Origin of the sequence: Streptomyces sp. NPDC006733, from assembly GCF_040636125.1 — a bacterium.
Lineage (GTDB): Bacteria > Actinomycetota > Actinomycetes > Streptomycetales > Streptomycetaceae > Actinacidiphila.
In genome coordinates this window covers 1-23,448 of sequence record NZ_JBEYJD010000081.1, presented here as the reverse complement: position 1 = coordinate 23,448, position 23,448 = coordinate 1, and the positions used below count along the sequence as shown (strand labels likewise).

Below are 23,448 nucleotides of genomic sequence, written 5' to 3'. Positions count from 1 at the left end.
TGTCCGTCTCCGAGGGCTCCTCGATCGCCGTACTCGCCCACCCCGAGTGCGACATCGGCCTCGTCGGCTACGAGATGGCCCTGCTCGTCGACCGGACCGGGTCCGTCCTCACCCCCGACCTGCGCTCCGAACTCCAAGGCAGTCTGCTCAACTAGATGTCTTCCAAAATTAGGTGCCTGCTCAACTAACGGACAGGCGTGCGGGCGCGTCCCCGTACCCATAGGGTGCGGGAACGCAGCCCCCACAACCTTCAGCAGGAGGAGGAACCGTGACAACGCCACCAGGCGGAGATCCGTACGGCAGCCAGCAGCAGCAGCCGCCTCTGAACCGCTACAACTTCCCCTCGGCTCCTACTCCTGAGCCGGAGCCCCGCTACCGCCAGCCCCGGATCCAGCCGTACGACCCGCCGCAGGCGCCGCCGCGGCCCGCCGCGTCCGGCCGGCAGCGCGCCCAGGCGCCCTCCGGGCTGGTGCGGCCGTACGCCATGACCGGGGGCCGCACCCGGCCGCGCTACCAGCTCGCCATCGAGGCACTGGTCAGCACCACGGCCGACCCGGTGCAGCTGCGGGGGCAGCTGCCGGAGCACCAGCGGATCTGCATTCTCTGCCGCGAGATCAAGTCGGTGGCGGAGATCTCCGCTCTGCTCTCGATCCCTCTCGGCGTCGCCCGCATCCTCGTCGCCGACCTGGCCGAGGCCGGCCTGGTCGCCGTGCACCAGCCCGGTGGCGACGAGTCCGCGGGTGGTCAGCCCGAAGTGACATTGCTTGAAAGGGTGCTCAGTGGACTTCGCAAGCTCTAACGGGGCGACCCGCTCCACGACCTCCGCGAAGATCGTGGTGGCGGGCGGGTTCGGCGTGGGCAAGACCACGTTCGTCGGTGCCGTCTCGGAGATCAACCCGCTGCGCACCGAAGCTGTGATGACCTCCGCGTCGGCCGGGATCGACGACCTGACGCACGCTCCCGACAAGACCACGACCACCGTGGCGATGGACTTCGGCCGCATCACGCTGGACGAGGACCTGATCCTGTACCTGTTCGGCACCCCGGGCCAGGACCGCTTCTGGTTCATGTGGGACGACCTGGTGCGCGGCGCGATCGGCGCCGTGGTCCTGGTGGACACCAGACGGCTGGCGGACTGCTTCCCGGCCGTGGACTACTTCGAGAACAGCGGCCTGCCGTTCGTCATCGCGCTCAACGGATTCGACGGCCATCAGCCCTACGGCCCCGAGGAGGTGCGCGAGGCCCTGCAGATCGGGCCCGAGGCACCGATCATCACCACGGACGCCCGCAACCGCGGAGAGGCCAAGTCCGCGCTGATCACCCTCGTCGAGCACGCGCTGATGGCGCGGCTGCGCTGACGCTCCCCCAGACACCAGAACGCCGGGCGGCCCGCTGAGGGCCTGCCCGGCGTTCTGTCGTTCTGTGCCGCGTTCCGTCCGGTGTCCCGTACGGCGCGTGCTGCGGCGCTGAGGGGTCAGCCCTGCCAGCTGTGGGAGCTGCGGAAGCCCGGGGTGCGCTCCAGGCGGCGCCAGCCGGCCGTGGAGCGGGGCTGCTCGTAGCTGGTGGCGGCCTGGCCGTTGGCGGCGGCGCGGGCCAGCAGGACCGCGGTCAGGGCCGCGAGCTCCTCGGCGCTGGCGTGGCCCTTCTCGACGCGGACCAGGGTGTCGGCGGCCGGGGTGGCGGTGGGAGTACTCACGGTGGTCTCCATTACTGCGGCGGGTTGCCGTGCTTGCGCGACGGAAGGTCTGCGTGCTTGGTGCGGAGCATCGCCAGCGAGCGGATGAGGACCTCGCGGGTGTCGGCCGGGTCGATGACGTCGTCCACCAGGCCGCGCTCCGCGGCGTAGTAGGGGTGCATCAGCTCGGCCTTGTACTCCTTGACCATGCGGGTGCGCATGGCCTCGGGGTCGTCCGCCTCGGCGATCTGCTTGCGGAAGATGACGTTGGCGGCACCTTCGGCGCCCATCACCGCGATCTCGTTGGTGGGCCAGGCGTACGTGAGGTCGGCACCGATGGACTGGGAGTCCATGACGATGTAGGCGCCGCCGTAGGCCTTGCGCAGGATCAGGGAGATCCGCGGCACGGTGGCGTTGCAGTACGCGTAGAGCAGCTTCGCTCCGTGCCGGATGATCCCACCATGCTCCTGGTCGACGCCGGGCAGGAAGCCGGGTACGTCCAGAAGGGTGATGAGCGGGATGTTGAAGGCGTCGCACATCTGTACGAAGCGAGCCGCCTTCTCGGAGGCGGCGATGTCCAGGACGCCCGCCATGCTGTTGGGCTGGTTGGCGATGATGCCCACCACCTGGCCGTCGAGCCGGGAGAGCGCGACGATGATGTTGGTGGCCCACCGCTCGTGGATCTCCAGGTACTCGCCCTCGTCGACGAGCTCCTCGATGACCTTGCGCATGTCGTACGCGCGGTTGCCGTCGGCCGGCACGAGGTCCAGCAGGACGTCGCCGCGCCGGTCGGCCGGGTCGGAGGTCTCGCTGACCGGCGGGTTCTCCCGGTTGTTCTGCGGGAGCATCGACAGCAGGTAGCGGACCTCCTCGAGGCAGTGCTGCTCGTCGTCGTAGGCGAAGTGCGAGACGCCGGAGACCTCGGAGTGGACGTCGGCGCCGCCGAGCCCGTTCTGCGAGATCTTCTCGCCGGTCACGGCCTGGACGACGTCCGGGCCCGTGATGAACATCTGCGAGGTCTCGCGGACCATGAAGACGAAGTCGGTCAGCGCCGGGCTGTAGGCCGCGCCGCCCGCGCACGGGCCGAGCATCACCGAGATCTGCGGGATGACACCCGAGGCCCGGGTGTTGCGCTGGAAGATGCCGCCGTAGCCGGCGAGCGCCGAGACGCCCTCCTGGATACGGGCGCCGGCGCCGTCGTTCAGCGACACCAGCGGTGCGCCCGCGGAGATCGCCATGTCCATGATCTTGTGAATCTTCGTGGCGTGCGCCTCGCCGAGCGCGCCGCCGAAGATGCGGAAGTCGTGGGCGTACAGGAACACGGTCCGGCCGTGCACGGTGCCCCAGCCGGTGATGACACCGTCGGTGTAGGGCCGCTTGGCCTCCAGGCCGAAGCCCGTGGCCCGGTGCCGGCGCAGCGGCTCGACCTCGTTGAAGGAGCCCTCGTCCAGCAGCAGGGCGATCCGCTCGCGTGCGGTCAGCTTGCCCTTGGCGCGCTGCGCCTCGGTGGCCCGCTCGCTGGGTCCGGCAAGGACCTGCTCGCGGATCGCGCGGAGCTCGGCCACGCGCCCACGAGCGTCGTTCACCTCGGTGGGCGCCTCTTCCAGAAAGCTCATGTATCGACAGTACGAGCGGGACCCCCGTCACCGGGGGGTCGACTTCGTACAGTGTCCGCCGCGACTTCATGGCGGGTATCGACAGAACCACAGCGGAGCCGGGCCCCGCGCGGGGTGCGCGGGACCCGGCTCCTTGTCCGTTCCGGCCTACCGGCCGGCGACCGCCTCGGCCAGCGCGAGGATCCGGCGGGCGTCCTCGACGTGCAGGTTCTCGATCATCCGACCGTCGACCGTGACCACGCCGCGCCCCTCTGACGTGGCCTGATCGAAGGCCTCGATGATCCGGCGGGAGTGTTCGACCGCCGCGTCGGAGGGTGCGAAGAGCCGGTTGCAGGGCTCCAGCTGCTTGGGGTGGATGAGTGTCTTGCCGTCGAACCCGAACTGGCGTCCTTGTAGACATTCGGCTTCGAAGCCCGCCAGGTCCTGCACGTCGTTGTAGACACCGTCCAAGATGGTCTTGCCGGTGGCGCGGGCGGCGAGCAGCGCCAGGGAGAGGCCGGTGAGCAGCGGGGCCCGGCCGGGGACGTGCTCGGCGTGCAGTTCCTTGGCCAGGTCGTTGGTGCCCATCACCAGGACGGTCAGCCGCTCGCCGGCGGCGGCGATGGCGCGCGCGTCGAACATGGCCCGCGGCGTCTCGATCATGGCCCAGATCGCGGTGCGGTCGGGGGCGCCGGCCGCCTCCAGGGCGCGCTCGACGGCCCGGACGGTCTCCGGGGAGTCGACCTTCGGGACGACGACGGCGTCCGGGCCGGCCTCGGCGGCGGCGCGCAGGTCGTCGGCGTGCCAGGCGGTCTCCGGGGCGTTGACCCGGATCGTCACCTCGCGGTGGCCGTACTCCCCCGACGCGGCCGCGGCGGCGACGCGCTTGCGGGCGTCGGCCTTGGCGTCCGGGGCGACGGAGTCCTCCAGGTCGAGGATGAGCGCGTCGGTGGGGAGGGTCTTGGCCTTCTCCAGCGCCCGCTCGTTGGCGCCCGGCATGTAGAGCACGGAGCGGCGGGGGCGCAGCGTGGTGTCCGTCATGGTCGTCACTCCTTCTCTGCCGCGGCGTAGGCCTCGGCGAGCTCGGGGTCGCGGGCGGCGAGGGTGTCGGCGAGTTCGGAGACCACCAGGCACTGCTTGTACGTCGCGTCGTCCTGCATCTTGCCGTCGATCATGACGGCGCCGGTGCCGTCGCCCATCGCGTCGATCACCTTGCGGGCCCAGGCGACGTCGGCCGGGGAGGGCGAGAAGACCTTCTTGGCGATGGCGATCTGCACCGGGTGCAGGCTCCAGGCGCCGACGCAGCCGAGCAGGAAGGCGTTCCTGAACTGGTCCTCGCAGGCGAGGGTGTCGCGGATGTCGCCGAAGGGCCCGTAGTACGGCAGGATGCCGTGCGCGGCGCAGGCGTCGACCATGCGGGCGATCGTGTAGTGCCACAGGTCCTGCTGGAAGGTGGCGCGCGGCGCGTCGGCGTCCGACGTGCTCGGGTCCTCCCGGACCAGGTAGCCGGGGTGTCCGCCGCCGACCCGGGTGGTCTTCATGCGGCGGCTGGCGGCCAGGTCGGCCGGGCCCAGCGAGATGCCCTGCATGCGGGGGCTGGCGCCGGCGATCTCCTCGACGTTCGCGACGCCGGTCGCGGTCTCCAGGATGGCGTGCACCAGGATCGGCCGCGTCACTCCGGCCTTCGCCTCCAGCTGCGCCAGCAGCCGGTCGACGTAGTGGATGTCCTCGGCGCCCTCGACCTTGGGCACCATGATGACGTCGAGCTTGTCGCCGATCTCGGTGACCAGGGTCAGCAGGTCGTCCAGCGCCCACGGCGAGTCCAGGCTGTTGATCCGGGTCCACAGCTGGGTGTCGCCGAAGTCGGTCGCCTTGGCGATCGCCACGAGCCCGTTGCGGGCGGCCTCCTTGCGGTCGGCCTGGATGGCGTCCTCCAGGTTGCCCAGCAGCACGTCCACCTGGGGCGCGATGGTGGGGACCTTGGCGGCCATCTTCTCGTTGCCCGGGTCGAAGAAGTGGATCATCCGCGAGGGCCGGAACGGCACCTCCCGTACCGGGGCCGGAGCCCCTACGGCCAGCGGGCGGAAGAAGTCCTTCGCGGAACGCATGCGGTCTCCCGGATGTCGGTCGAGGGTGGGGAGGAGCGTACGGCGATCACCCTACGGCCCGACCGCCCTTACGTTACCGGCCAGTATGTGTGCCGTTGGTCACCGCGTGTCAGCGGCGCCGGGCCTGATGCCGCCCGGCGCTACTGCCTACGCGTACCCGTGGAGGAGCCCGGAATCCAGCGCATCGTCAGATCGGGCAGGTTCTCCATGTTGCGGCTGCCGTCGTTGGCGTCCAGGACGGTGAAGCCGTGCCGCTCGTAGAACGCGCGGGCGCCGGTGTTCGCCTGGAAGACGTGCAGCGACAGCCCGTCCGGGCTGTTGCGCCGCACCTCGCTCAGCAGCGCCGAGCCGACGCCCCGGCGCAGCGCCTCCGGCCGCAGGTAGAGCTGCTCCAGCATGTCGCCCTCCAGCGCGGCGTACCCCAGCACCTCGCCGGACTCGTCGAGGGCCACCCAGGCCTGGCCCTCGGTGAGCACGATGTTCTCCACCCACCACGCGACCTCCTCCAGGCTCCGCTGCTGCGGGGGGAGGTACGGCATCGTGACGGCCCGCGACGCCAGGTGGATCTCCGCGATGACCAGCGCGTCCGTGATGTCGGCGGGCCGGATCCGCGGCCTGCCGATCGGCCGGCCACCGGGCGCGCTGTCCTGCGTACTGTCATCCGTCACGCGGGCACCTTACGAGCATCCTGCCCGCGCGATCGAGTCAATAAGGCCGCGTGTCACGCCAGACTCACCGTCGCCCGGTGGGTGGCGCCCGCGGTGCCGGGCGCGACGGTGAGCCGCAGCGAGGCCCCGGTGCCGGTGACGGTCACCGTGGCGTCCTTGGCCGTGACCGCCGACACCGGCCGGTTCCAGGTGATGTCGAGCGAGGCGCCGGAGCGCGGCGGCTCCGACACGCAGACCGTGGCCGTGGAGCCGCTGACGCGGATCATGACGCAGGCCGGGAGCGAGGCGGTGACGTCGCCGACCGTGCCCGCCGACCAGAAGTTGATCCCGGTGAAGCCCAGCGAGGGCACCGAGACGCCCTGCTGCGCGGCGGTGTTGGCCAGGGTCGTCATCCAGCCGGTGGCTGCGGCGCGGGCCGCGGTGGCGGCGGCGGTCGCGCCGGGCATGACGAGGTAGGCGTAGGAGGCGTTGACGGGGTTCACGCCGTGGTCCAGCCAGAGGGTGAGGTAGCGGCGGGTCAGGGCGTCCGTGGTGCCGCCGGTGTTGATGGCGGCCCAGGTGCCGGTGCGCGCCTCGCGCAGCGCCTTGAGCGTCGCTCCCCCGCCGCCGGGGAAGACATAGCCGCCGAAGCCGGTGATCCGGGCCCACTGGGTGCCGGCCAGCGTCGCGGACCAGCCGAGCGCCGCGGACTGCGTGGTGCCGTTGACGGCGAGGCCGTGGGTGCCGGCCGGGCCGAGGTTGCGGTTCTCCACGACGGTCTCGACGGCCGTGCCGTCCGTGCTGGTGATGCCGGCGCCGAGGCAGACGACGGCGTCGTCGAGGCAGAACCACGACTTGCGCGCGCTCATCGTGCTCGACAGGCCCTTGAGGTGCTGGCCGACCGCCGCGAACACCCCGTCCGTGGCGCCGCCCACCCAGGTGGCGTCCGGCCGCGCCGCGCCCCACGTGCCGCCGGCCGCGTCCGCCAGCGCCTTCTTCGACACCGTCGTGCCGGGCAGCCGGTACGGGTCGACCGTGGGCCAGAACGCGTCGCTGTACTGGCCGTTGCCGTAGGTGGAGCCCCACCAGGAGAGCATGCCGGAGCCGGTGTGCCAGCCCCGCAGGTTCTCGCCGTTGCCCGTCTCGTAGTACGTGATCCGCTTCGAGGCCATGCCGATCACGGCGGCCCAGTCGGCGCGGCGGTGGACCGCCCGGTCCATGCCGGGGAAGAGCCGGTGCGCGACCGGTTCCGGCACCGCGGCCACCGCGCTGCCGGCGATGGCCTCCAGCCGGGCGAGGTCGGCTATGGCGAGCTTGGCGTCCGCCAGCACCGGGCTGTAGTAGTCGCGCTCGATCCACCCCTTCACCAGCCCCTGCCAGCGCGTCCGCTCGGCCGCGCTCGCGCCCTCGGCCAGCAGCGCGATGTGGGCCAGCAGCGGGTGGCCGCGCCGGTGGTCGTCGCCCTGGATGCGGGCGGGGTCGGTGGTGGCGATGCCGCGGCTGATGGCGCGCCCGCAGACCGCGTCCATGACCAGGCCGTTGTAGAGGAAGGGCGCGTACGCCTTCTCGACGGAGTCCAGGATGATCTGCCGATTCGGGTCGGTGACCGCCCAGGTGGAGCCGGCGAGCAGCGCGAACAGCCGCGCCAGCCCGTCGATCTGCACCTCGCCGTACGAGCCGGTGTAGGCGACGTAGGTGTGCTGGACGAACGAGCCGTCGGCGTAGAGCCCGTCGCCACTGGTCACGTAGGGGAAGACCGGCGAGAGCGCGTCGCGGGCCAGCGCCAGCTTCGCGGCGGACTTGCCGAGCACGCCCCGGACGGCGATGACCCGGCACAGGTCGACGCGGTTCGCGCCGGTGCTGGTGCCGGAGGACGAGCCGACGGCGGAGTCCGGCACGAAGTGGTCCACGGCCCGCAGGTAGGAGGCGGTCTGCGCGGCGCTGAGCGCGTCGTAGGCGATGGCCACCGTGTCGAGCAGCAGGCGGGGGCTGCCGATCTGCCAGTCCCACCAGTTGGGGAGGAACGCGGTGGTGTTCTCGTTGTAGACCTGGGTGTAGAGGTGGTCCAGGCCCTGGACGACGGCCGCGATCATCGCCGGGTCGGCGGTGGAGCCGGTGGCGGGCTGGGCCCAGGCCTGCGCCATCTCGTTGAGCCGGGCGTAGCTGCCGGTGATGGAGGCGGTGGCGGTCAGCGGCTGGTCCGGCCAGAGCGATCCGGTGGCGGGGGCCATCGAGGCCAGCGAGGTGCGCGCGGCGCTGCCGAGCGTGGCGAGCTTCGTGGCGTACGGCTCGGCGGCGGCGTCGAAACCGGTACCGAGGGCGAGGCCGCGCCAGCGCAGCCGCAGGGTGTCGAAGGCGTCGGAGGCGGCGGCCGCCCGCACGGCGGGCAGGCCCGCGGCGAAGGCCGCGGCACCGCTTCCGGCGAGGAACGTCCGGCGGGACCAGGGGGAGGACATGGCGGGGGAACCTCCGAGGGCGAAGACGGCGGTGTGCTTCACTGCTCTCTAGTAAGCGGTTTCTACCACGGGCGTTCCACCCGCCACAACGGATTGAACACTGTTTGATTTTTGGGATTGTGGCGACAAGAACGCCCACTTACGATCACGCAGACGCACCCGCAGCAGCACGTCACCGCACCGGAGAACCCTCATGCTCGAGATGTCACCCGAGGGCTTCTCCCTCGACGGCCGCCCCCTGCGCCTGCTGTCCGGCGCCCTGCACTACTTCCGCACCCTCCCCGAGCAGTGGCCGCACCGGCTGCGCACGCTGCGCGCGATGGGCCTGAACACCGTGGAGACGTACGTCCCGTGGAACCTCCACGAGCCGCGCCCCGGTGAGTACACCTTCGACGGCCTCGCCGATCTGGACGGCTTCCTGCGCGCCTCCGCCGAGGCCGGGCTGCACGCCATCGTCCGCCCCAGCCCGTACATCTGCGCGGAGTGGGAGAACGGCGGCCTGCCCTGGTGGCTGCTGGCGGACCGGAACCTGCGGCTGCGGGTGGCGGACCCGCGGTACCTGGAGGCCGTCGACCGCTGGTACGACCGGCTGATCCCGATGATCGCCGCGCACCAGACCACCCGCGGCGGCAACGTCCTGATGGTGCAGATCGAGAACGAGTACGGCTCGTTCGGCACGGACCGCGGCTACCTGCGGCACCTCGCCGACGGCCTGCGGTCGCGCGGCATCGACGTGCCGCTGTTCACCTCCGACGGCCCGGAGGACTTCTTCCTCACCGGCGGCGCCTTCCCCGGCCACCTCGCCACCGCCAACTTCGGCAGCCGCGCCGCCGAGGCCTTCGCCGAGCTGCGCCGCTTCCGGCCGCAGGACCCGCTGATGTGCATGGAGTTCTGGAACGGCTGGTTCGACCACTGGGGTGAGAAGCACACCGTCCGCTCCCCCGAGGACGCCGCGGCCGCCCTGCGCGAGATCCTTGAGAACGACGCCTCCGTCAACCTCTACATGGCGCACGGCGGCACCAACTTCGGCACCTGGGCGGGCGCCAACACCGCCGACCCGCGCACCGGCGAGGGGTACCAGCCGACGATCACGTCCTACGACTACGACGCCCCGATCGACGAGCGCGGTGCGCCCACCCCCAAGTTCTGGGCGTTCCGCGAGGTGCTGGCCGCGTACACCGACGGGCCGGCGCCCGACCCCGAGCCGATGCCGCCGCTGCTGCCGGCCGCCCGGATCGAGCTCACCGAGTCCGTACCGCTGCGCGACGCCGTCGAGCGGCTCTCCACCGGCACCGTCCACGCCCCGGTGCCGCCGTCCTTCGAGGAACTGGGCCTGGCGCACGGCCTGGTGCTGTACCGGACGGAGATCCCCGGCCCCCGCAGGGCGTACCCGCTGACCCTGGAGGGGCTCGCCGACCGGGCGCACGTCCTCGTGGACGGCACCCGGGTCGCCGTGCTGGAGCGCGACGGCGACGAGCGCCCCGAGATCGCGGTCGACGGGCCCGCCGCCCGCCTGGAACTGCTCGTCGAGTCCATGGGACGGGTCAACTACGGTGCCGCGATCGGCGACCGCAAGGGCGTGGCGGGGGTGCTGCACACCCAGCAGTACCTGCACGGCTGGACCGCGCAGCCGGTGCCGCTCGGCGACGGCACCCCGGACGGCCTGCCCTGGGCCGCCACCGCGCGGGACAGCCCGGCCGCCGGCTTCCACCGCGGGTTCTGGGACGTCGCCGAGCCCGCCGACGGCTACCTCGCGCTGCCCGGCTGGACCAAGGGGTACGTCTGGGTCAACGGCTTCTGCCTGGGCCGCTACTGGGACCGCGGCCCGCAGCGGACGCTCTACGTGCCCTGGCCGCTGCTGCGCCCCGGCCGCAACGAGATCGCCGTGCTCGAACTCGACGGGCACGCGGGCCCGGTCGTCGAGATCCGCACCGAGCCGGACCTCGGCTGAGGCGGCGCCGCGTCCCGGCACCCCGGATCCGGCCGGGAGATCAAGTACCGTCCGACCTGACGGACGGAACGACGAAGGGACGGCACCTCCATGTCGATCACCGCGGAAGAGATCGCCACCCAGCCCGAGTGCTGGGAGCGCGCCGCCGGGCTCGCCCCCCGGGTCGCGGGCTCGCTGCCCGCCGCCGGGGAGCGGGTCGCGGTCGTGGGCTGCGGCACTTCCTGGTTCATGGCCCAGGCCTACGCAGTGCTGCGCGAGCGCGCGGGACACGGCCTGACGGACGCCTTCGCCGCCTCGGAGTTCCCCTACGGCCGTGAGTACGACCGGATCGTGGCCATCACCCGCTCCGGAACCACCACGGAGGTGCTGGAGCTGCTGCGGAAGGTGCGGGGAACGGTCAGGACCACCGCGGTCATCGGGGATCCGGAGACCCCGATCGTGGACCTCGTGGACGAGCTGGTGGTGCTGGACTTCGCCGACGAGAGGTCCGTCGTCCAGACCCGCTTCGCGACCAGCGTGCTGGCGCTGCTCCGCACCCACCTGGGCGAGGACCTCGCGCCCGCCGTCGCCGACGCGCGCCGCGCGATCGCCGAGGTGCTCCCGCCCGACCTGCTGGGCGCCGAGCAGTTCAGCTTCCTGGGCACCGGCTGGTCCTACGGCATCGCGCTGGAGGCCGGCCTCAAGATGCGCGAGGCGGCGGGCGCCTGGACGGAGTCGTACCCGGCGATGGAGTACCGGCACGGCCCGATCGCGATCACCGGCCCGAACCGGGTCGCCTGGGTCTTCGGCGACCTGCCCGAAGGGCTCGACGGGGACGTGGCGCGCACCGGCGGCAGGCTGGAGGCGGCAGGCACCGACCCGCTGGCCGACCTGATCCGGGTGCAGCGCCTCGCGGTCGCCATCGCCGAGGCGCACGGCCTGGACCCCGACACCCCGCGCAACCTGACGCGTTCCGTCGTCCTGTCCTGACCGCGGGGCGGGGCCCGTTCGCCCACAGCGGCGAACGGGCCCCGCCCCTCACCCGGTCAGGCGGTGCACTGGAACAGGGCGTTCCCCCAGTCCGCGTGGTCGTTCCCGTTGTCGTCGCCGCCGTCGCCGACGACCAGGTCCACGTACCGCGCCCCGGTGACGTCGGCGGTCAGCGTGTAGGCGGTGTCGGAGAAGCGCAGCACGGGAGAGGCCGCCTTCCGGGTGCCGTCCGCGAGCACCGTGAACGTCACCGACCCCCGGGACGCCTGCTCGTCGTCCACGCCCACCTGCGCGGTGAACGAGGCGCAGCCCTTCCCGGCGAGGTCGTAGCGGATGGTGGAGGCCGCGTGCGTGCCCAGGCCCTTGGCGTAGACCGTGCCGCCCACCGTCAGCGCGCCGCCGTCACCGGCCGCCTGCTCGCCGTTGGACCGGTCGCGCTCCGCGGGCCCCCAGCCGTTGGTCGCCGACACCCAGGTCAGGTCGCTGGCCCAGGTGCCGCTGGGCGGCGGGGTGCCGCCCAGGTCGGTGACGGTGAAGCCGTCGAGGGTCAGGTCGGCGTCGGCCGGTGCGCCGCCGAGCTTCTCCAGCCCGACCCAGCTCCCGGCGCCCGCGAGCACCTGCTCGCTGAAGTGGGTGGTGGTCCGCGCCTGGGGCAGGGCCGTCCGCCGGGACGCGGTGGTCCCGGTGCCGGTGTCCCAGGTGTACGCGCCCGCGTGGCTCGACTGGTAGTCGAACTCGACCTTGTACGTGTGCCCGGCGGTCATCGGGACGGTCCAGGGCGCGGTGCGGTACACGATCCCGCTGTTCTCGTCGTGCGACTTCAGCGACTCCGCGCCGCCGATGACGTCGTCGGTGAGCTTCCCGTTCCAGCCGGCCTGGGTGTAGGGCGCGTGCTTCTGCGCGATGTGCGTCCGCGGGTCGGTCACCCCGCCCGCGTTGCCCTTGAGGAACGGACCCCAGCCCTGGTCGACGGCCTCGAAGTCCTCGTAGGCGACGGTGCCGGCCTTCGTGGCGGGCGCGTTCGCCACCACCCGCACGTCGTCCACCCGGACCTTCGCCGCGCTCCCGGCCGCGGCGGCGACCTGGAACGTGACCGTGCCGCTCGCGGGCGCCGTGAAGTTCACCTTGGCCCGCTGCATGGCGGTGTCGTGCCAGTCGCTCGCCGCGACGGCGTTCTGCAGCGCCGAGCTGTCCACGGCGACCGACACCCCGCCCGCGGACAGCACGGTGTGCCGCGTCGCGCCCGGGGCGACCTCGATCCAGGCGGAGGCGCTGTAGACCGCGCCCGGGGTGAGGCCGGTGATCTGCTGGGAGAGCGACGCGGCGGCGGTGCCGGTGAGCGCGGCGCTGCGGCGGCCGAGGCCGTCGGTGTCGTTGGCGACGGTCCCGGCCTTCGTCCAGTCGCCGAGGCCGTTCGCGTTGAAGCCGGGGTCCTTGAGAAGCGTCCCCTCGCCCCACTGCGGGCCCTGCTGCGCGGGCGCAGCGTTCGGGTAGAGCGCGTACGCCTGGTTGGCGGCGGCGGTCAGCGTCACCTTGCCGCCCGACGGGGTGACGGTCCCGGCCGCGACCCGGCCGTTGTCGGTGAGCTTGTAGAGCGTGAACGAGGACGCGGACGCGAAGGCCGCGGGCAGCGTCCAGGTGGTCGTGCCGCCAGCCTTGTTGTAGTGGTAGAGCTTGTCCTGCTGCTCGGCCTCGCCCCAGCCGCTCATCCAGGGCAGGAGGTAGGTGTCACCGTCGAGCACCTTGGCGGTGCCCGCGTACAGGGCGCGCCTGCCGCTCTCGGTGGCCCCGTGGACGTTGCCGGTGAAGTCGATGCGGTCGGCGGACCACTTGGTGATGTCGTAGTGCTGGAGGAACTTGGCGGGCAGGTTCTTCTGCCAGACATTGGCGACCGTGGCGTTCCAGTCGTTCTCGCCGGTCCACCCCTCGAAGCCGACGAGCGAGGTCTGGCCGAGGATCGGGTCGCTGTTCCAGACGTCCTTCTGGCCGTTGCGGATGAACCGGATGATCTTCGAGTTGAGGCCCTTGTTCGTCGGGCCCCCGTAGTCCAGGTCGTTGGCCCAGTGCGACCACAGCGAGCCGCGCTCGAACTTGTCGGCCCATTCCGTGCCGACGTTCCACCCCTGCGCCCTGAGCGCGTTCAGGGTCGAGTCCGCGATCCAGCCGTGCGTGTAGTAGACGTCCAGGTAGAGCAGCGACAGGTTGGCGTCGGTCTCGTCGCGCAGCTGCTGGAAGCGCTGGGCGAGCGAGCCGCTGTTGATGTCCTTGCGCTGGTCGATGTAGTAGCTCTGGTCGAGCCAGTTCCAGCCCTTGGCGCCGGTGTCGACCAGGCCGTCGCTGAAGTGGTTCGCGACGGGGTACGCCTCGGTGGCGTTGACGTGCACTCCGAAGGTGGCGCCCCACTTCCTGCCGTCCTTGAGCAGCGCGTTCAGGTCGGTGAGCCCGCCCGCGCGCTTGTTGTAGTTGCCGCCGTAGTCGGGGTGCGCCGAGTCGTGGCCCTCCGACTGGTACCCCTTGAGGAGGGCGAGCTGCCCGAGGCCGTCGGTGGACAGGGACAGGCGTTTGACGTCGTCGAGGGTGCGCAGGAACGGGTGGGTGGCCTGGCTGGCGAAGTTGAACGGGATGTGGGTGATCACCCGGTTCGGCGTCTGGTCGCCGCCCTGCGGCTGGACCGCGATCGAGCGGAACGCGACGGCGCCGTCCTGCCAGTCCACCAGCCCGTCGCCGTTGGCGTCCGGGGTGACGACCACCTTCGCCCACGGCAGCCCGTCACCGGTCGCGGGCCGGTCGGAGCCCGCCCCCCGGTACGTCCACTGCCCCGACCGGACCCCGACCCGGACGGTGCCGTCGGAGCCCTTGACCGCCTGGTGCCAGAAGCGGGCGTCGTCCCCGTCGGTGGCGCCCGAGGGCTTGTCGTACGAGGAGTCGGACTCCACGGCCGCGGCGAGCCTGCCGGTGTTGACGATCGCGTACGTGGCTCCGACCGGCGAGCTCTGCGCGGCGGTGCCGGAGGTGACGGTGCCGAAGACGTCGGCCGTGCGGGTCGAGTCGGGGTCCAGGGTGGTGAAGGCGGTGGCGGCGCCGGTGTCCGTGCTCGCCACCGCGACCAGGTCGTGGCCGGGGATGTCGATCGTCCCGACGCGGAACGCGGTGGTGTCGCGGACCGCGTCGACCCGGAAGGTCGTCACCCGCCCCGACACCGACAGCGAGGCGTCCAGCTCGACCCCGGAGAGCGCGGGGAAGACCAGGGTGTAGCGGGCGGAGGCGGCGTCGAGGACCGCGGGCTGCTTGAGGGCCACCGGGTACGCGGTGCCGTTGAGCGTGACGGCGGTGACCGGAGCGCTGCTCGCACCGAGCACCGCCCCCGAGGCGGTGTCGGTGTACGAGATCACCCGGGGGAAGTCGGTGGCGACGGCCACCGACAGCTGCCCGGAGGCGATGGTCCCGGTGCCGGGTGCGGCGGCGGGAGCGAGGGCGGTGGCGGGAGCGGGGACGGCGGCGGCCGGCAGTGCGGGCCCCGCCAGGGCCAGGACGGCTGAGGAGACGGCGGCGAGCGCGCACGCCGTGCGGATTCTTCGCGACATGTGCCCTGAGTAGTGGCGCGCCGGAGCACCGGTCAACGGAGCTGCCACTTCCGGAAGCGGGAGTCCAACAACCCGCTTCCGGAAGTCCAACCCGCGGTAGACCTGTTCAGGTCTGTTTGGGTCTGTTCGCTACTGTTCAGCAGCCGCCGCAGTTGTAATAGAGGACGTCCCAGTGGCTGCCCTCGTCCGCGTAGATGTTCCCGGACCCCGACTTGTACTGCGGAGCGCCGTCGCCCCGCAGTCCGATGTAGGTGAAGCGGTGGACGTAGTTGGTCAGGCAGGTGCTCTTGCCCATGTCGAGCTTGTAGCCGTTCCAGTGGCTGTACGTGCCGCTCGCGTGGCCGGTCTCCGTGCCGCCGGTGATGTTGATGGCGCAGCCGCTCGCGTTCCGCAGCGTGACGGCGCCCTGGGCGGTGGCCAGGTTGAGCTGGTCGAAGGAGGTGCAGGTGGAGACGTTGCGGTTGGAACAGCCGCCCGAGGACGACCAGGTGATGCCGGCCGAGCTGAACATGGACGTGGCCTGCGCGTGCGTCAGCTTGCTGACGGCGTAGGCGTCGTGGGGGGCGGCGAGACCGACGCCCGGGGCGAAGAGCACGCCGAGGGCGAGAACCAGCGCGCTGAGGACGGTGCGGAGCGTGGGGGTGCTGCGGGACCTCATGGGTGGACCTCCTGCGGGATACGTGCGACCGGTGGGGCGGTTGGATGCAGGTGCCGCTGTTGGTGCGTGACGAGTGTGCCCGAGTTCTACGCGCGTCCGCCAGAGGGTGTGCGGGGGCGGCGCGGGGCGCGCACGCGCTCCCCCGCCGCCCGGACCCGTCTCATCCCGCTCAGCGCCGGGGCCGGTCCCACCGCGCTCCGGCCCGCCGGCGGCTCACTCCTGCGGGTCGACGCCCGCGCGCAGCAGCCCGTAGGCGTACGCGTCGTCCAGTGCCTGCCAGGAGGCGGCGATCACGTTCTCCGCGACGCCGACGGTGTTCCACTCGCCCTGGCGGTCGCTCGTGGTGATCAGGACGCGGGTCGTGGAGTCGGAGCCCTGGCGTCCTTCGAGGATGCGGACCTTGTAGTCGACGAGCTGCAGTTCGGCGAGCTGGGGGTAGATCCGCTCCAGGGCGACGCGCAGCGCGCGGTCCAGCGCGTTGACCGGGCCGTTGCCCTCGGCCGTGGCGACGATGCGCTCGCCCTTCGCCCACACCTTCACCGTCGCCTCGTTGGCGTGGATGCCGTCGGGGCGGTCCTCGACGATCGCCCGCCAGGACTCGACGCGGAAGTAGCGGCGGGGGCGGCCGTCGATCTCGTCGCGCAGCAGCAGCTCGAACGAGGCGTCGGCCGCCTCGTAGGTGTACCCCTGGAGCTCGCGCTCCTTGACGCGGGCGACGACCCGGCCGACGAGCTCGCGGTCGTCGCCGAGGTCGATGCCGAGCTCCTTGCCCTTGAGCTCGATGGAGGCGCGTCCCGCCATGTCGGAGACGAGCATCCGCATGGTGTTGCCGACCAGCTCGGGGTCGATGTGCTGGTAGAGGTCCGGGTCGACCTTGATGGCCGACGCGTGCAGGCCGGCCTTGTGGGCGAAGGCGGAGACGCCGACGTAGGGCTGGTGGGTGGAGGGCGCGAGGTTGACGACCTCGGCGATGGCGTGCGAGATGCGCGTCATCTCGGCCAGCGCGCCGTCGGGGAGTACCTTCTTGCCGTACTTGAGCTCCAGCGCGGCGACGACGGGGAACAGGTTGCTGTTGCCGACCCGCTCGCCGTAGCCGTTCGCCGTGCACTGCACGTGCGTTGCTCCGGCGTCGACGGCCGCGAGCGTGTTGGCGACCGCGCACCCGGTGTCGTCCTGGGCGTGGATGCCCAGGCGCGCGTTGGTGTCGGCCAGGACGAGGCCGACCACGGCCTGGACCTGCGCCGGCAGCATGCCGCCGTTGGTGTCGCAGAGCACGACGACGTCGGCGCCGGCCTCGTGCGCCGTCCGGACGACCTGCTTCGCGTACTCCGGGTTGGCCTTGTAGCCGTCGAAGAAGTGCTCGCAGTCGACGAAGACCCGCCGTCCCTGCTCGCGCAGGTAGGAGACGGTGTCGCGGACCATCTCCAGGTTCTCCTCCAGCGTGGTGCGCAGCGCCAGCTCGACGTGCCGGTCATGGGACTTGGCGACCAGCGTGATCACCGGGGCCTCGGAGTCCAGCAGCGCCTTGACCTGCATGTCCTCGGCGGCCTTGCCGCCCGGCCTGCGGGTCGCCCCGAAGGCGACCAGCGTGGCGTGCCGCAGCTCCAGCTCGGTGGCCGCCCGGGCGAAGAACTCGGTGTCCCGGGGGTTGGCGCCGGGCCAGCCGCCCTCGATGAAACCCACCCCGAAGTCGTCCAGGTGCCGGGCGATCGTCAGCTTGTCCGCGACGGTGAGGTTGATCCCCTCACGCTGCGCGCCGTCGCGCAACGTGGTGTCGAAGACATGGAAGCTGTCGTCCAATGCGGCTGTCATGGTGGTGAGGCTCCTGTCGGATGAGTGGTTACCGGAAGACCCGTCTCCACTTGTCCCCAATGATCCCTCGCGCTTCGCGCCCGGCGTGGGTGGGCCGGGAAACGAAAAAACCTCTCGCGGATGCGAGAGGTCTGCACGCGGGTCTGGGACACGGTAATCGCGGCCGTACGTTTTCTACGGGGCGCTCACTGCGGACCGGCGTGCGCTGTCCATAATGATGACGTTGGAGAGCACGGCAGCAGTCTGGCACAGACCCGCCCCCGTGCTCGTCCCCGTCTCAGGATGCGAGCGCTCGTTCGCGATCCGGCGTGTCGCGTCCCACCCGGTGCAGGTCGATCTCCCGCGTCTCGCGCATCGACAGGTACACCACGAGCGAGACGGCCGCGCAGCCCGCCACGTACCAGGAGAAGCCGGACTCGACGCCGGCCTTCTTGAACCACAGGGCGACGTATTCCGCGGTGCCGCCGAAGAGGGCGTTGGCGAGGGCGTAGGGCAGGGCGACGCCCAGGGCGCGGATGTGGGTCGGGAAGAGCTCGGCCTTCACGCACGCGTTGATCGACGTGTAGCCGGTGACGACCACCAGCGCGAGCAGCGCGAGCCCCAGGGCCGACCAGAAGCCGCTGACGTGCCGGAGCATCGTCATGACCGGGACGGTGAGGAACGTCGAGCCGACGGCGAAGGTGATCAGCAGGGGCCGGCGGCCGATGCGGTCCGACAGCGCTCCCGCGAGCGGCTGCAGGCAGGCGAAGACCGTCAGCGCGCAGAAGCTGACCAGGGTCGCCGTCTGCTTGGGCAGCCCCGCGCTGCTGGACAGGTACTTCGTAAGGTAGACGGTGTACGTGTAGTAGGCGACCGTGCCGCCCATCGTGAGCGCCATGACGAGGAACGCCTCGCGCCGGTGCTTCCACAGCGTCCCCAGCGTGCCGCGGTCCTCCCCCGTCCCGCCCGCGTCCGCTCCGGCCTCCTCGTAGACCTCCGTCTCCAGCATGTTGCGCCGCAGGTAGAAGACGATCGCCGCGCCCAGGGCGCCGACGATGAACGGGATCCGCCAGCCCCAGCTGTGCAGCGCGCCGTCCGACATCGTGTGCTGGAGGACGAGCTGCAGCCCGAGCCCGATGATCTGCCCGACCGTCATGGACACGTACTGGAAGCTGGAGGCGAATCCCCGGCGGCCCGGCGCCGACGCCTCCGTCAGATACGTGGCGCTCGCCGCGTACTCACCGCCCACCGACAGGCCCTGCAGCAGCCGCGCGACCAGCAGCACGGCCGCGCCGCCGTACCCGGCGACCGCGTACGTCGGGGCGGCGGCGATCAGCACCGCGCTCGCCGACATCAAGGTGACCGAGAGCGTCAGCGCGGCCTTGCGGCCCTTGCGGTCACCGATCCGGCCGAGCAGCCAGCCGCCCACCGGCCGCATGAAGAAGCCGACCGCGAAGATGCCCATCGTGTTCAGCATCTGGGCGGTCTCGTCCCCCTTGGGGAAGAACGAGGAGGCGAAGTACGTGGCGAACGTCGAGTACACGAACCAGTCGAACCACTCGACCATGTTGCCGGCCGAGCCGACCCAGATCTTCTTCCAGTGCTGCTGTCCGTCGGCGCGCCCCGTGGTGCTCTCGGTGCTCATGGTCAACGACCGTGCCGGAACGCACCGTTCCCCCGCAAGGGCGCCTCCTGCCGTGCCGGCTCACGCGGGGGGCGCGTACAGCCCGTCCTGGAGGAACTCCCGGACGTGGCCGAGGACCGCTTCGCGGTCGGTGCCGGGCAGGCCGACGACGAGGTGCGTACCGAAGCCGTCCAGCAGGGCGCGCAGCCGGACGGAGAACCGCTCGGGGTCGGTGGCGCGGAACTCGCCGCGCGAGACGCCCTCGGCGAGCAGCGCCACCAGGTCACGGTGCCAGGCCAGCTCCAAGGCGAGCTGCCGCCGCAGACCCTCCTCGCCCAACTGCGAGCGGGTCCAGACCTCGGACCACAGCACCCAGTGCGGATCGCGGTGGCCGTCGGCGAGGTAGTGGTCGACGACCAGGTCGAGCCGTTCGCGGGCGGGCAGCGGCCGGGACAGCAGGGCCCGGCGCTGGGCGCCGAGCTGCTCCTCGCTCCACTCCAGGGTCTGCAGCAGCAACTCGTCCTTGCTGCCGAAGTAGTAGAGGACGTGGCCGCTGCTCATCCCGACCTCGCGGCCGAGGCCGACGAGGGTGAGCTCGGCCAGGCCGCGCTCGGCGATGGCCGTCATCGCGGCGGCCATCACCAGCTCGCGGGGCTGCTTGAGCCGCCGCCTGGCGCGGGGCTGTCCGGTCACCGCGTCCTCCGACGATGTCATCCCCGTGTCACACCCGGGGCTGCTGCTGCGTGATGCAGTGGATGCCGCCGCCGTGCGCGAAGATCGTGCGGGCCTCGACGAGGACCACTTCGCGCTCGGGGAAGAGACGGCCGAAGATCTCCGCGTTGACCCGGTCGGCCGGGTCGTCGAAGGAGCACAGCACGACGGCGCCGTTGCACAGGTAGTGGTTGACGTAAGAGTAGTCGACCGGTTCGCCGTCCTCCCGGGTGACCGAGGGGGCGGGCAGCTCGACCACCTCCAGGGCGCGCCCGCGCGCGTCGGTGGCGGATCCGAGCAGCTCGATCGCCTCCCGCGACACCGCGTGGTCCGGGTGCGACGGGTCCTGCTGGCTGTGGACGACGACCGTTCCCGGCCGGACGAAGGCGGCCAGAATGTCGATATGTCCACGGGTGCCGAAGCGCCCGTAGTCGGCGGTCAGCCCGCGCGGCAGCCAGATCGCCTTCGTCGTGCCGAGGTGCGCGTGCAGCTCCTCCTCGACGCGCTCCTTCGTCCACCCCGGGTTGCGGCCCGGGTCCAACTGGACGGTCTCGGTGAGCAGCACCGTGCCCTCGCCGTCGACGTGGATGCCGCCGCCCTCGTTGACCAGCGGCGAGGCGTAGCCGCGCGCCCCGGCCAGCTCGGCGACCCGCGCGCCGACCTGCGAGTCCAGGTCCCACCGCGCCCACTCCTGGCCGCCCCACCCGTTGAACACCCACTTCGCGGCGGCCAGCTCGCCGTCGCGGACCAGGAACGTCGGGCCCATGTCGCGCATCCACGCGTCGTTGAGCGGCTGCTCCACGACGTCGACACCGGAGCCCAGCAGTGCGCGGGCCGCGTCGCCGTCACCGGGTGTGGTGAGGACGGTGACCGGCTCGTAGCGGCTGATGGTGCGGGCGACCTCGGCCCAGGCGCGGCGGGAGACGTCGAGGTCCTCGTCGTCCGCGAAGGTGGTGCTGGGGGACGGCAGTGCCATCCAGGTGCGGGCGTGCGGGGCCCACTCGGCCGGCATCCGGAAGCCGTCGGCGGCGGGGGTGTTCATCATGGTGCGGGTCCTTGTCACAAGAAGTACAGGCGGTTGAGGGAGACCCGGTCGGCGGCCTCCGAGCGCAGCGGATCGCCGTCGAGGGTCACCAGGCCGGTGCCGCCGTCCACGTCGACCTGGCCGGTGCGGGAGTTGAACCGCAGGTCCGCCGGCCCGATGCCGCGCGTGCCGCGCACCGCGACCCGGCGGCGCCGGGTGGGCATCCGGTCGTTCTCGGACTCGACCGCCGCGCGGGCGACGAACGCGACGGACAGGTCGGCCGCGGTCGCGCCGTGCGCGCCGAAGAGCGGTCCGATGACGAGGGGTTCGCAGGTGTCGGTGGCGGCGTTGGGGTCGCCGGTGACGCCGTAGGCGGGGAAGCCCGACTTGAGGACCATCTGCGGTTTGGCGCCGAAGTACTGCGGCTTCCACAGCACGATGTCGGCGAGTTTGCCGGCCTCCAGGGAGCCGACCTCGTGGGCCAGGCCGTGCGCGATCGCCGGGTTGATCGTGAGCTTGGCGATGTAGCGCAGCACGCGCCCGTTGTCGTCGGCGGGTCCGTCGCCCTCCATCGGCCCCCGCTCGGCCTTCATCTTCCTGGCCATCTGGAAGGTGCGGCGCACGGTCTCGCCCGCCCGCCCCATGCCCTGGGCGTCGGAGGAGGTGATGCCGATGGCGCCCAGGTCGTGCAGCACGTCCTCGGCGCCCATCGTCCCGGCGCGGATCCGGTCGCGGGCCATCGCCGCGTCGCCCGGCAGGTCGGTCTTGAGGTCGTGGACCGAGACGATCATGCCGTAGTGCTCGGCGACCGCGTCCCGCCCGAAGGGCAGCGTGGGGTTGGTCGACGAGCCGATGACGTTCCGCACCCCCGCCATCTTCAGCACGTTCGGCACATGGCCGCCACCGCACCCCTCGATGTGGAAGGCGTGGATGGTGCGGCCGTCGAGCACGGAGAGGGTGTCCTCCACCGACAGGCACTCGTTCAGCCCGTCGCTGTGCAGCGCGACCTGCACGTCGTGCTCCTCCGCGACCCGCAGCGCGGTGTCCAGCGCCCGGGTGTGCGCGCCCATGTCCTCGTGCACCTTGAAGCCCGACGCCCCGCCCTCCGCCAGCGCCTCCACCAACGGCGCCGGATCGGAGGAGGAACCACGGGCCAGGAAGCCGATGTTGACCGGCCACGCGTCGAACGCGTTGAAGGCGTGGCGCAGCGCCCACGGGGAGTTGACGCCGACGCCCCACACCGGGCCGAACTCCTGGCCGATGATGGTGGTGACGCCGGAGGCGAGGGAGGCCTCCATGATGCGGGGGGAGAGCAGGTGGACGTGGGTGTCCACCGAGCCCGCCGTCGCGATCAGACCCTCTCCCGAGACGATGGTCGTGCCGGTGCCGACGACGACATCGACCCCGTCGAGCGTGTCGGGGTTGCCCGCCCGGCCCACCGAGCAGATCCGCCCCTCCCGGATGCCGATCGACACCTTGCGGATGCCCAGCACCGCGTCGATCACCACCACGTTGCTGATCACCACGTCACAGGTGTCCCGAACGGCCGCGGCCTTGAGGTGCATCCCGTCGCGGGCCGTCTTGCCGAACCCCGCCAGGAACTCGTCCCCCGGCAACTGCGCGTCGGACTCCACCCGCACGACGAGCCCCGAATCGCCCAGCCGCACCCGGTCCCCGGCCCGCGGGCCGTGCACCGCCACGTACTCGCGCGGATCGATCCCGGTCATGAGCCCTCCTCCGGAGTGCGGACGCCGAGGTAGCCGCAGGCGGCGGCCCTGCGCAGGGCCTCCTGCCGCGCGCCGGGAGCGTCCAGCGGGCCGTCCACCAGCCCGGCGAAGCCGATCGCGACCCGGTCGCCGCCGATCGGCACCAGGCCCACCTGCGCGGACTCCCCCGGGCCGAAGCGCACCGACGAGCCCGCCGGGACGGCGAGCCGCATGCCGTAGGCGGCGGAGCGGTCGAAGTCCAACCGCGGGTTGGCCTCGAAGAAGTGGAAGTGCGAGGTCACGCTGACCGGCACGGTCGCGGTGTTGTGCACGGTCACCGTCACCGAGGGGGCCCGGTCCGGGACGGCCGGGCCGGTCAGTACGGCGCCGGGGGCGTCGTCGCCGAGGGCGCCGCCGCCGATCGGGTCGGTGACCACCGCGAGCCGGGAGCCGTCGTCGAAGACCGCCTCGACGTGCACCTCCCTGACCACGTCGGCCACGCCCGGCAGCACGTCCTCGGGCCCGAGGACGGCTTGCCCGGCCGCGATGGCCTCGGCCAGCCGGCGGCCGTCCCTGGCCGCCTCGCAGACGGCGTCGGCGATCAGCGCGGTCGCCTCGGGCACGTTCAGCCGCAGGCCGCGCGCCCGGCGGGCGCGCGCCAGCTCGGCGGCGCCGAACAGCAGCAGGCGGTCCCGTTCGGTCGGGGTCAGTCGCATGGCGCGCCTCCCGGCATGCACGAAGAATTAGAACGTCACTCTAACTGTGACGACCTCACCAGGGAAGCATCGCTCCTTCCAGGTGCCGAAATATATTGAGCAGCGCTCTAAGCGAATCACCGCAGGGAACGCGGAAGCGCCCGCGTCCGGTTCCTGGACCGAGCTGGCGCAGTTCAATATCGAAGTGAACATCGCCCCGCACCATCTTTCCGGGCGGGTACTCGACCGGCTCG

19 protein-coding genes and 1 pseudogene are annotated in these 23,448 nt (G+C 71.9%); 6 read left to right on the top strand and 14 right to left on the bottom strand.

The features are described from left to right. The 3 genes and pseudogenes from ABZ721_RS38855 to ABZ721_RS38845 all read left to right on the top strand — a co-directional run. A pseudogene (locus ABZ721_RS38855) lies at positions 1-155 on the top strand (roadblock/LC7 domain-containing protein); the annotation flags it as partial. Between the two features lie 113 nt (positions 156-268). After that, positions 269-799, top strand: coding sequence for a DUF742 domain-containing protein (locus tag ABZ721_RS38850; protein ID WP_358793547.1), 531 nt, complete (start codon positions 269-271; stop codon positions 797-799). Beyond that, positions 780-1,358 carry an ATP/GTP-binding protein gene (locus tag ABZ721_RS38845; RefSeq protein ID WP_138358192.1) on the top strand — a complete coding sequence of 193 codons (579 nt, stop codon included), beginning with the start codon at positions 780-782 and terminating at the stop codon, positions 1,356-1,358. The genes ABZ721_RS38850 and ABZ721_RS38845 overlap by 20 nt, the downstream gene beginning before the upstream one ends. Positions 1,359-1,474: 116 nt before the next feature. Here ABZ721_RS38845 and ABZ721_RS38840 read toward each other — a convergent pair whose 3' ends face one another. From ABZ721_RS38840 to ABZ721_RS38815, 6 genes are all read right to left on the bottom strand, one after another. After that, entirely contained in the window at positions 1,475-1,696 is a 222-nt protein-coding gene (locus tag ABZ721_RS38840; protein WP_358793546.1) for an acyl-CoA carboxylase epsilon subunit, read from the bottom strand. Positions 1,697-1,707: 11 nt separating this feature from the next. Continuing rightward, positions 1,708-3,291 (bottom strand): acyl-CoA carboxylase subunit beta, encoded by a 1,584-nt coding sequence (locus ABZ721_RS38835; RefSeq protein WP_358793545.1) that lies wholly within the window; start codon positions 3,289-3,291, stop codon positions 1,708-1,710. A gap of 147 nt (positions 3,292-3,438) precedes the next feature. After that, the gene (locus tag ABZ721_RS38830) at positions 3,439-4,311 is read right to left on the bottom strand and encodes a CoA ester lyase (protein WP_358793544.1); all 873 of its coding nucleotides are present in this window, start codon (positions 4,309-4,311) and stop codon (positions 3,439-3,441) included. 5 nt (positions 4,312-4,316) lie between these two features. Continuing rightward, positions 4,317-5,378: a CoA ester lyase gene (locus ABZ721_RS38825; protein ID WP_358793543.1), complete on the bottom strand. Its 1,062-nt coding sequence runs from the start codon at positions 5,376-5,378 to the stop codon at positions 4,317-4,319. 140 nt (positions 5,379-5,518) lie between these two features. Further along, entirely contained in the window at positions 5,519-6,046 is a 528-nt protein-coding gene (locus tag ABZ721_RS38820; protein WP_358793542.1) for a GNAT family N-acetyltransferase, read from the bottom strand. A 53-nt stretch (positions 6,047-6,099) separates the two neighbouring features. After that, the gene (locus ABZ721_RS38815) at positions 6,100-8,481 is read right to left on the bottom strand and encodes a polysaccharide lyase 8 family protein (protein WP_358793549.1); all 2,382 of its coding nucleotides are present in this window, start codon (positions 8,479-8,481) and stop codon (positions 6,100-6,102) included. Positions 8,482-8,674: 193 nt separating this feature from the next. Here ABZ721_RS38815 and ABZ721_RS38810 point away from each other — a divergent pair, with 193 nt between their 5' ends. Both ABZ721_RS38810 and ABZ721_RS38805 read left to right on the top strand, forming a co-directional pair. Further along, entirely contained in the window at positions 8,675-10,432 is a 1,758-nt protein-coding gene (locus ABZ721_RS38810) for a beta-galactosidase family protein (protein ID WP_358793541.1), read from the top strand. A gap of 90 nt (positions 10,433-10,522) precedes the next feature. Further along, positions 10,523-11,401, top strand: coding sequence for a sugar isomerase (locus ABZ721_RS38805; protein WP_358793540.1), 879 nt, complete (start codon positions 10,523-10,525; stop codon positions 11,399-11,401). Between the two features lie 56 nt (positions 11,402-11,457). On the opposite strand, the gene ABZ721_RS38800 is transcribed toward ABZ721_RS38805, so the two are convergent. The 8 genes from ABZ721_RS38800 to ureA all read right to left on the bottom strand — a co-directional run bounded on the left by ABZ721_RS38800 (position 11,458) and on the right by ureA (position 23,215). After that, positions 11,458-14,985 carry an endo-alpha-N-acetylgalactosaminidase family protein gene (locus tag ABZ721_RS38800; protein WP_358793539.1) on the bottom strand — a complete coding sequence of 1,176 codons (3,528 nt, stop codon included), beginning with the start codon at positions 14,983-14,985 and terminating at the stop codon, positions 11,458-11,460. A gap of 136 nt (positions 14,986-15,121) precedes the next feature. After that, the gene (locus tag ABZ721_RS38795) at positions 15,122-15,643 is read right to left on the bottom strand and encodes a hypothetical protein (RefSeq protein WP_358793538.1); all 522 of its coding nucleotides are present in this window, start codon (positions 15,641-15,643) and stop codon (positions 15,122-15,124) included. A 213-nt stretch (positions 15,644-15,856) separates the two neighbouring features. Next, a complete protein-coding gene (gene cimA, locus ABZ721_RS38790; RefSeq protein WP_358793537.1) occupies positions 15,857-17,455 on the bottom strand; it encodes a citramalate synthase in 1,599 nt (532 codons plus the stop codon). A 277-nt stretch (positions 17,456-17,732) separates the two neighbouring features. Continuing rightward, positions 17,733-19,079, bottom strand: coding sequence for an MFS transporter (locus ABZ721_RS38785; protein WP_358793536.1), 1,347 nt, complete (start codon positions 19,077-19,079; stop codon positions 17,733-17,735). Positions 19,080-19,139: 60 nt separating this feature from the next. Then, positions 19,140-19,772 (bottom strand): TetR/AcrR family transcriptional regulator, encoded by a 633-nt coding sequence (locus ABZ721_RS38780; protein WP_358793535.1) that lies wholly within the window; start codon positions 19,770-19,772, stop codon positions 19,140-19,142. Positions 19,773-19,779: 7 nt separating this feature from the next. Then, complete coding sequence (locus ABZ721_RS38775) at positions 19,780-20,811, bottom strand: agmatine deiminase family protein (RefSeq protein WP_358793548.1); 1,032 nt, start codon at positions 20,809-20,811, stop codon at positions 19,780-19,782. A 17-nt stretch (positions 20,812-20,828) separates the two neighbouring features. Then, a complete protein-coding gene (locus ABZ721_RS38770; RefSeq protein WP_358793534.1) occupies positions 20,829-22,520 on the bottom strand; it encodes an urease subunit alpha in 1,692 nt (563 codons plus the stop codon). Continuing rightward, positions 22,517-23,215, bottom strand: a complete 699-nt coding sequence (gene ureA, locus ABZ721_RS38765) for an urease subunit gamma (RefSeq protein WP_358793533.1) — start codon at positions 23,213-23,215, stop codon at positions 22,517-22,519. Before ureA ends, ABZ721_RS38770 begins: the two co-directional genes overlap by 4 nt. Positions 23,216-23,261: 46 nt before the next feature. Here ureA and ABZ721_RS38760 point away from each other — a divergent pair. After that, positions 23,262-23,448 (top strand): hypothetical protein (locus ABZ721_RS38760; RefSeq protein WP_358793550.1); only part of this gene is annotated, 187 nt, incomplete at its 3' end.